This is a genomic window from Collinsella sp. AF14-35 (assembly GCF_003464565.1).
GTDB lineage: Bacteria > Actinomycetota > Coriobacteriia > Coriobacteriales > Coriobacteriaceae > Collinsella.
In genome coordinates, this window is record NZ_QRZD01000042.1 from 1 (window position 1) to 7,712 (window position 7,712).

The following is a 7,712-nucleotide window of genomic DNA, read 5'->3' on the forward strand; positions in this document are numbered from 1 at the left end:
GGAACGTCGGTGAGGTCGGTCAGGGCGTCCAGGCGCGGCGACGCGAGGCTCAAGTCCCTGCTGATCTTCTCGTGCAACAGCCTGGTGAGGTCCTCGGGGCGCTACGGCGAGTACTACCGGGCCTGCAGGGCGCGGGGCATGGGGCACGGGCGGGCGCTCAAGGCCGTCGCGAGGAAGCGGCTCAGGGCGATATACGCCGTGATGCGCGACCGGGTGCCCTACCGGGAGTAGCGTCGAAGGTTGACAAAACTATAGGAACACCCAATGACTAGTTCACTTCGACGGGCTTTGCGCCGGGGAAGCGGTCCTCAAAGTCCAGGCGGTATTTGTTGTCGTTGGTGCCTGCAACGTTGTCGCGCGCCAGCGGCGCCACGATCTCGTCCTTGTGGTTGGCGGGGCTGGAGTACTCAAGGCTGATCTCCCAAGCGTCGCAAATGACGTCGATGCGATTCTCCAGGTCGTCGTAGAGCGCGATGATGTCTTTCCACGAGCTGTAGTTCTGTGAGTCGACGGGAACATCCAGGTCCTCGACCTCGTCCTTCAGGCCGCTAATCTGATCCTCGAGCGCCTCGGCGGTGTCGCTGGCCGCCTGACGCGAGCTGCGGTCATCCTTAAGGTAATACGTGTTGAATGTGGTGGCGCAGTCGCGGACCTTCTGGTCAAGATCGGAGAGCCTGCTGTAGTAGGAGCTCAGCTGGTCGTAGATGTTCTGCTCGCCGCCCGCCTCGTCCTCCTCGTCATCATCGTCAAGCTGGTTGGGGTCACCCTTAACGGAGGCATCATCGTCATTGTGGTCGATTTTGACCTTTTCGATCGTCGTGCCCTTAGTATCATCGGCGCCCTTGTCGAAAGGCTTGATCATAAAGAACACGACGAGCGCGAAAATCACGACAACGAGTACGGCGATGATGCCGATGAGCAGGGCGTTGTTGTTTTTGGGGGCAGTAGGCGCACCGGCCTGCGGAGCAGCGGTCGGTATGGGCTGCTGCGGCGCGGAGCCGGCTGGCGTCGCCCATTGCTGCGTCGCGCCAGCTTCCGGCTGGGGAGCGGGCGCGGGCTGATGGGCGGACTGCACGGTCACGTCCGCCTGCTGGGGCTGAGTCGCCGTGGGCTGCTGCGCAGGCTGAACCGTGGTAGCGGCAGTGTCGAAGGCGGCATCGGACGCGGCGGCATGCTCGGCTGCCTGCGCATCCTCTTGCGACTGAGAGGCCTTGCCATCATCGGTTACCGGCGTTCCGCAGTTGGTGCAGAAGCGCTCGCCGTCTTTCAGAAGCTTGCCGCAATGGGTGCAAAACCGGGGCATGATGGTTCCTTCCATTCGATGTGTTGGCTAGATTATAAGGTAGTTCAGGTGCGGTTGAGCCGCGCCGACCCAACTGGTTGTGTGAGGATAGTCGTGCCGCGCAAGCCCTGTCGCATGCGTCACAAAGACCGTGCTCGCTCGTTTGATGATGGATGCTGCGGCCCAGGCACAAGGTCGCGAGAACTATACGAGCGCCCGTGATGCTGCGGCCGTGTTGCAGCGGCTGGCGGCGGGGACAATCGCGACGCCCGAGCTCTGCGAGCGGGCGCACGGATATCTGCTGGCTCAGGAAGATACGCGCGGTATTGTCGAGGGCGTTCCCGGCGGCGTTTTGGTTGCGCACAAAACGGGCAGTCTGGCGAATGCTCAGCACGATGCCGCAATCGTCTACGCCGAGCGCCCTTACGTGCTGGCAATCCTCACCCAAGACCTCGAACGCGAACAGGCCCTAGCCCTCAAGCGCGATATTTCCTTCGCCATCAACGCTCGCGCCCACTCCTAACTTGCGGTGAAATAAGGATTGTACTTGCTGTTAGAAGGCGTATTCAGTTCCTATTTCACCGCAACTTAGAGGGTCGGCAGGTGGGGACGTTCCTTTTCTGCCGGCACTTTAGGAACGTCCCTAACTGCCACCTAGTCATTTAAGAACGTCCCCAATGACTAGGCCCGATTTGGGGTGCGCCGGACGCTGGGGTATCATGGCTTGGTTGCTATAACTTGCATTTACGCACCTTGTAGGAAGGGGCTGCGCCCATGGCTTTTGAGCCCGCTCAACATAGCTTTATCACGCTCGAGGGCGTCGACGGTGCCGGCAAGTCCACGCAGGCGCGCCTGCTGGCCCGCGTGCTCGACCTCGCTGGCTATCAGGTCGTAACTCTGCGCGAGCCGGGCGGCACCGCCATCGGCGAAAAGATTCGCGCCCTGCTGCTCGACCCCGCCAATACGGCGATGGGCGACACCTGCGAGCTGCTGCTCTACGAGGCCGCGCGTGCCCAGCTGGTGCACGAGGTCATAGCTCCCGCCCTCGCTGCCGGCAAGGTGGTCCTGTGCGACCGTTTCTACGATTCCACGACCTGCTATCAGGCGTTTGCCGATGGCCTTGACCGTCAGATGGTACGCGATGCCAACAACCTCGCCGTCGCGGGGACGCATCCGGCGCTCACACTCGTCTATCACATCACGCCCGAGCAGGCGGCGCTGCGCATGGCGGCCCGCGGTGCGGCCGATCGCATGGAGGCCAAGGGCATGGCCTTCCAGGAGCGCGTCTATCAGGGATTTTGTGCCATTGCTGCCGAGGAGCCAGACCGTGTAAAGCTCATCGACGCCACTGCGTCGATCGCAGACGTCTTCACGCAAACGGTCGAACAGGTTCGCGCGTACGGTCTCGATATCCCCCAGGATGCTGTCGCCGCCGCGCTTGCCAAGGAGGCCGAGTAACATGGCCCCCGCTCAGGCAAGCCTGCTGGCCAAGCTCGACACCCAAGAGCGCGTGCGCGACTTTTTGACCAATGCCGTCGCCAGCGGCCGTGCATCGCACGCCTACCTGTTTTTGGGCGCGCCCGGCGCGGGCAAGCTCGATGCCGCGTGGGCGCTCGCCCAAGCCTTCCTGTGCGAGCAGGACGGCTGCGGCGCATGCGACAGTTGCGTGCGCGTCTCTCGGCATACGCATCCCGACGTGCACTATTACACGCCCGAGAGCGCCACGGGCTATCTTATTGCCCAGACCCGCGAGCTGCTCGATGACGTGCCGCTGGCACCCATTCGCGCCAAGGCCAAGGTCTACATCATCGACCGTGCCGAGCAACTGCGCGCCAACACCGCCAACGCACTGCTCAAGACACTCGAGGAGCCGCCCGAGGGCGTTATGTTCATCTTGCTGGGCACCTCGGCAGACGTGATGCTGCCCACCATCGTGAGCCGCTGCCAGTGCGTGCCGTTTCGGCTGGTGTCGCCCGCCGTCGCCGCGCAGGCCGTGAGCCGCGCCACCGGCCAGGACCCCGCGCGTTGCCGCATGGCGGTCGCCGTGGCGGGAAGCCCCACACGCGGCATCGAGTTTCTTAAGAGCGCCGAGCGCCAGGACGCCCGCCGTCAGATGGTCCGTGCCATCGACTCACTCATTGCCGCCGACGAGGCCGACGTGCTCAGTCGCGCCAAGTCGCTCATCGTCGCCGTCAAGGCGCCGCTCGCCGAGGTCAAGTCCACGCAGGAAAAGGTACTCGAGCAAAATGCCGACTACCTGTCGCGTGGAGCATTGAAGCAGCTTGAGGACCGCAACAAGCGCGAACTCAACGCGCGCGAGCGTTCGGGTATCATGGAAGCGCTGGCGAGCGCGCGGACGCTCATGCGCGACGTGCTGCTGACACTTCAGGACGAGGCGGCCGACGTGGTGAACGAAGACGTGCGTGACACGATCGGTCGGCTTGCCGCTGCGACGAATGTTGCGGGTGCCACCCAGGCGCTCGAGGCGGTCGCAACCGCCGAGCACAACATCGCCAGAAACGTTACTCCCCAGCTGGCCATCGAGGTCATGCTGTTCGATATCAGGAAGGCACTGAAATGCCGTTAGTCGTACCCGTTAAGTTTACCTACGCCTCGCGCGACCTGTGGTTTGACCCGCAGGACCTGGATATCCTCGAGGCCGATTATGCCATTTGCTCCACCGAGCGCGGAACCGAGATCGGCTTGGTTACGGCCGATCCCTTCGAGGTGCCGCAAGACGAGATCGGTCAGCCGCTCAAGCCCGTGCTGCGCGTGGCGAGCGACATCGACCTGCAGCTTGCCGACGATCTTGCCATCCAGGGCGACGAGGCCATGGTCGATTTCCGCCGTCTGGTCAAAGAACTCGACCTCGAGATGAAGCCGGTGGGCGTCGAGTACCTGTTTGGCGGCGAGAAGGCCGTGTTCTACTTTGCGGCCGAGGAGCGCGTCGATTTTCGCCAGCTCGTCAAGGATCTGTCCTCGACGCTGCACATTCGCGTCGACATGCGCCAGATCGGCGTGCGCGACGAGACTCGCCTGGTGGGCGGCTATGCCCAGTGCGGCCAGGAGCTCTGTTGCACGCGCTTTGGCGGACAGTTTGAGCCCGTCTCGATCCGCATGGCAAAAGAGCAGGACCTGCCGCTCAATTCCTCCAAGATCAGCGGCGTTTGCGGCCGCCTGATGTGCTGCCTGCGCTATGAGTTCGAAGCGTACAAGGACTTTAAGAGCCGTGCGCCCAAAAAGAAGACGCTCATCGATACGCCGCTCGGCAAGGCGCGTATTCAGGAATATGACACGCCGCGTGAGCAGCTGGTGCTGCGCCTGGAGAACGGCAAGGTCTTTAAGGTCAACCTGGCCGATATGACCTGCTCGGAGGGCTGCAAAAAGAAGGCCGCCGAGCAGGGCTGCAACTGCCGCCCCGACTGCGTGACGCGCGACGTGCTCGAGCGCATCGAGTCGCCCGAGATGCGTCTGGCGCTTATGGAGCTCGACCGCGAGAACGGCGTCGACGTGGGCGATGGCCTGTCGAGCGCCGACCGTCTGGCCGGTACGTCGATGCCCAAGCGCCGTCGTCGCGATGCTGAATCCGATGCTCGCGCCGGTCAGGGGCAGGGCGAGGGCCGTGGCCGCGGAAAGGGCCGCAGCAAGGCCGAGGCGCCTGAGGTCGAGGATACCGCCGGTGGCCGTCGCCGCCGCAAGCGTGCGGGCTCTGCCGATGCCGGCGAGGCCGCAGCCGCCGGCAAGAACGGAGCTCGCGAGCGCGAGGTTCAACAGCCCCAGCAGCAAAACCGCGGCGGTGGCATGAACCCCACGCGCCGTCGTCGCCGTCATCTGTCGAGCGAGGAGCGCGAGGATGCCTTCCGCGCCGCAGCTGCTCGCGAGGCCGGTGCCGCTTCCAAGGGTCCCTCGGCCTCCGATGCGCCTGCCGACAAGGGCGGCAAGTCACGTGGCGAGGATGAGCGCGCGCCGCGTCCGCGCCGTCGCCATTCCTCGGGCACGCAACAGAAGCCCTCAGTGCCCTCCGTTGCCGATCAGGTCTCGGATGGTGAGGTCAAGGTCACGCGCCGTCGTCCCGGAGATGGCGGGGGAGCGGCTGCCAAGGCTTCGCGTGGCGCCGCTCGCGACGAGCGCGAGCCGCGCGAGGATCGCGGTGGCGAGGGCTCGGCCGACCAGGGTCAAAAGCGCCGTCGTCGTCGCCGTTCCCGCAAGCCGCGCCAGGATGGTGGCGAGGGCTCGACCCCGTCTGCGGCCGCACCACAACCGCCCGCCGGCGAATAACGCCCGCGAGCGGATTTAACCCGCCTTACCCCAATCGCGTCGGGGTACCATAGCGCTGAATCAACAACCCTCCCTGCGACCGAACGTAGGGAGGGTTGTGTCTTGAAGAGCCATCTGAACAAATTAAGCCGTCTGCAGGGTGCCGGCGCCCTACCGTTTGCGGACGAATTGCTGCCGTTTGCCGAGCGGGCGGCACGCGAGGCACTCGAGGCATTGTCGCCAACACGATGTGCCGGCTGCGAGCGCGCCGGTGCGCTTATTTGCCAAGACTGCCTGGCCGCGCTCACGCTCATCGACCCACGTCATAGCTGTACCCGATGCGGCGCCCCGTTTGGGGATTTGCTGTGCACTGAGTGTTCGGTCGAAGGCACGTCCTCGGCAATGGCGGAGGCGCTCGACCGCTGCCTGGCGTGCGCCGTCTATGCGCATCCGCTGCCGCGCATCATTAAAGCGTACAAGGACGCGGGCGAGCGACGTCTGGCTCCGTATCTGGCGGAGCTGCTCTACGACACCGCCCTGCATGCCCAGGTCGTAGCGCCCGAACGCTTGGGAGGTGTGCTGTCCGGTGCGGATGCGGTGGTGTTTGTGCCTGCGACGGCGGCGGCGTTTCGGCGGCGTGGTTTTGATCATATGGAGGCTATTGCGCGCCCATTTTGCGAGCTGTCGGGTGTTCCCCTGCTCGATGCTCTCGTCAAGTACGGGCATGGCGACCAGCGCGAACTCGGTCGTGAGGAGCGTCGCGAGCGTGCCCAAGGCATGTACGAGACGGTTGAGGACGTGCACGGCCGCCGCCTACTGCTTATCGATGACGTTATCACCACGGGCGCGACCATGGCAGCAGCCTCGGCGGAGCTCAAGCGCGCCGGCGCTGCGGCAGTCGATGGCCTTGCTATCGCACGTGTTTGGTAGGGGTGGTTTTGTGGCAGTGAAGATTGAGCGGTGTGACGAACCGACAAGCGAGCAACTGGCGGCCTCCATAATTCTGACCGGCGCCTCGGCGCTACGCACGATGCGCGCCGAGCGCCGACAAATGGGTTACATCAGCTGGAAGGACCTTAATCCCGATGAAGAGCGCCGTGTGCTGCGCACGTCGTCGCCCTCGACCGAGGACATTTATCTTCCCGACTTGGTGCGGATTGGGGCCGCAAGCGGCGAGGTACAAGAGGATTTGTGCTTGCTGGTAGGGTCTGCAGCACAGCGCCGCCGCATTCTTGGCGTGAGCTGGTCCGTATGCTCCGGGTTGCCTGCTGGCTCGATTCTAGAGGTGGAACCGGGGGGTATACAGCCTATCTCCCGAGGCCCTTTGTGTTGCCATCGCCCGCGAGGTCGGCTGTATCCAGGCATTTGCCCTGGCCCAGGAACTGTGTTCCAAGATTTCACTGAGCGATCGCGGGAAGTATCTGCCTCCCTACACCTCGCCTGTTGCGAATAGGCTTGCAAAGGACAAGGACCAGCTAGCAGACGTGGGCTACTTTGAAGTCGAGCCGGTGCTGATGCCCGATCGTCTGGCAGATTACCTTGCGGCATGCAAGGGGAATGTGGCCAAACAGCTGCTGCGTCTGTGTCCCTATCTTTCGGAAAACCTGCTCTCGCCCATGGAGTGCATCATGCTCGCTCTGTTTTCGCTTCCGTTTCCCTATGGCGGATTTGCTTGCGGTCCCTTTAAGACCGACTACAAGATCGAGTTCGATGACCGCGCGCAGGCAATCTCGGGGATGCCGCATGCAGTTTGCGATGCGTATCAAGAGGCAGCCCGGTTTGACCTGGAATACAACGGTGAGCTGGGCCATACCTCTCGGAGGGGACGTATCCATGATGAAAAACGCAACACGGGCTTGATTACTATGGGAATCGAGGTCGCGACGGTCAACAACGAAATGCTCTGCGACATGGAAGCGATGGAAGCGCTCGCATGGCGCATCCACCAGCGTATGCGAAAGCGGTACCGGAATCGTGTCGATGCCCGCAGGAAGAAGCAAGAGGCGTTGCTTAACGCGCTGCGGGCGTGTTTTGGGCTTAAGCCGGTCTAATTCACGTCGAAAATAGGGGGTTAATCATATGCCCTGGCCAAAATATGGCAAATATGAGTACTGTCACTAAATCAGTAGGTAGCGCGCAGAGATGTGGTGTAAGAGGCGGGGAATGCCCCGCC

At 63.2% G+C, this 7,712-nt stretch carries 7 protein-coding genes and 1 pseudogene; 7 read left to right on the plus strand and 1 reads right to left on the minus strand.

All coding sequences use genetic code 11. From position 1 onward, the window contains the following. A pseudogene (locus DWW12_RS10065) lies at positions 1-231 on the plus strand (IS110 family transposase); the annotation flags it as partial. A gap of 37 nt (positions 232-268) precedes the next feature. Here the strand turns inward: DWW12_RS10065 and DWW12_RS09455 are convergent. Beyond that, positions 269-1,303, minus strand: coding sequence for a zinc-ribbon domain-containing protein (locus DWW12_RS09455; RefSeq protein ID WP_158564440.1), 1,035 nt, complete (start codon positions 1,301-1,303; stop codon positions 269-271). Between the two features lie 130 nt (positions 1,304-1,433). Between DWW12_RS09455 and DWW12_RS09460 the strand changes: the two genes are divergently transcribed. From DWW12_RS09460 to DWW12_RS09485, 6 genes are all read left to right on the plus strand, one after another. Continuing rightward, positions 1,434-1,805, plus strand: a complete 372-nt coding sequence (locus DWW12_RS09460; RefSeq protein WP_147345498.1) for a serine hydrolase — start codon at positions 1,434-1,436, stop codon at positions 1,803-1,805. Between the two features lie 251 nt (positions 1,806-2,056). Next, positions 2,057-2,740 (plus strand): dTMP kinase, encoded by a 684-nt coding sequence (tmk, locus tag DWW12_RS09465; protein ID WP_117855820.1) that lies wholly within the window; start codon positions 2,057-2,059, stop codon positions 2,738-2,740. A gap of 1 nt (position 2,741) precedes the next feature. Continuing rightward, positions 2,742-3,869 carry an ATP-binding protein gene (locus DWW12_RS09470; protein WP_117629903.1) on the plus strand — a complete coding sequence of 376 codons (1,128 nt, stop codon included), beginning with the start codon at positions 2,742-2,744 and terminating at the stop codon, positions 3,867-3,869. Continuing rightward, positions 3,860-5,560 carry a regulatory iron-sulfur-containing complex subunit RicT gene (locus DWW12_RS09475; RefSeq protein WP_117855821.1) on the plus strand — a complete coding sequence of 567 codons (1,701 nt, stop codon included), beginning with the start codon at positions 3,860-3,862 and terminating at the stop codon, positions 5,558-5,560. Before DWW12_RS09470 ends, DWW12_RS09475 begins: the two co-directional genes overlap by 10 nt. Before the next feature lie 102 nt (positions 5,561-5,662). Next, positions 5,663-6,469: a double zinc ribbon domain-containing protein gene (locus tag DWW12_RS09480; RefSeq protein WP_232049577.1), complete on the plus strand. Its 807-nt coding sequence runs from the start codon at positions 5,663-5,665 to the stop codon at positions 6,467-6,469. Positions 6,470-7,023: 554 nt separating this feature from the next. After that, positions 7,024-7,590, plus strand: a complete 567-nt coding sequence (locus DWW12_RS09485) for a hypothetical protein (RefSeq protein ID WP_117855822.1) — start codon at positions 7,024-7,026, stop codon at positions 7,588-7,590. The last annotated feature ends 122 nt before the right edge of the window (positions 7,591-7,712 follow it).

What these genes read in the sequence shown, in the direction of transcription:
- DWW12_RS09455 (WP_158564440.1), bottom strand. Translation starts at nt 1,303, where the DNA reads ATGCCCCGGTTTTGCACCCATTGCGGCAAGCTTCTGAAAGACGGCGAG.
- tmk (WP_117855820.1), top strand. Translation starts at nt 2,057, where the DNA reads ATGGCTTTTGAGCCCGCTCAACATAGCTTTATCACGCTCGAGGGCGTC.
- DWW12_RS09470 (WP_117629903.1), top strand. Translation starts at nt 2,742, where the DNA reads ATGGCCCCCGCTCAGGCAAGCCTGCTGGCCAAGCTCGACACCCAAGAG.
- DWW12_RS09475 (WP_117855821.1), top strand. Translation starts at nt 3,860, where the DNA reads ATGCCGTTAGTCGTACCCGTTAAGTTTACCTACGCCTCGCGCGACCTG.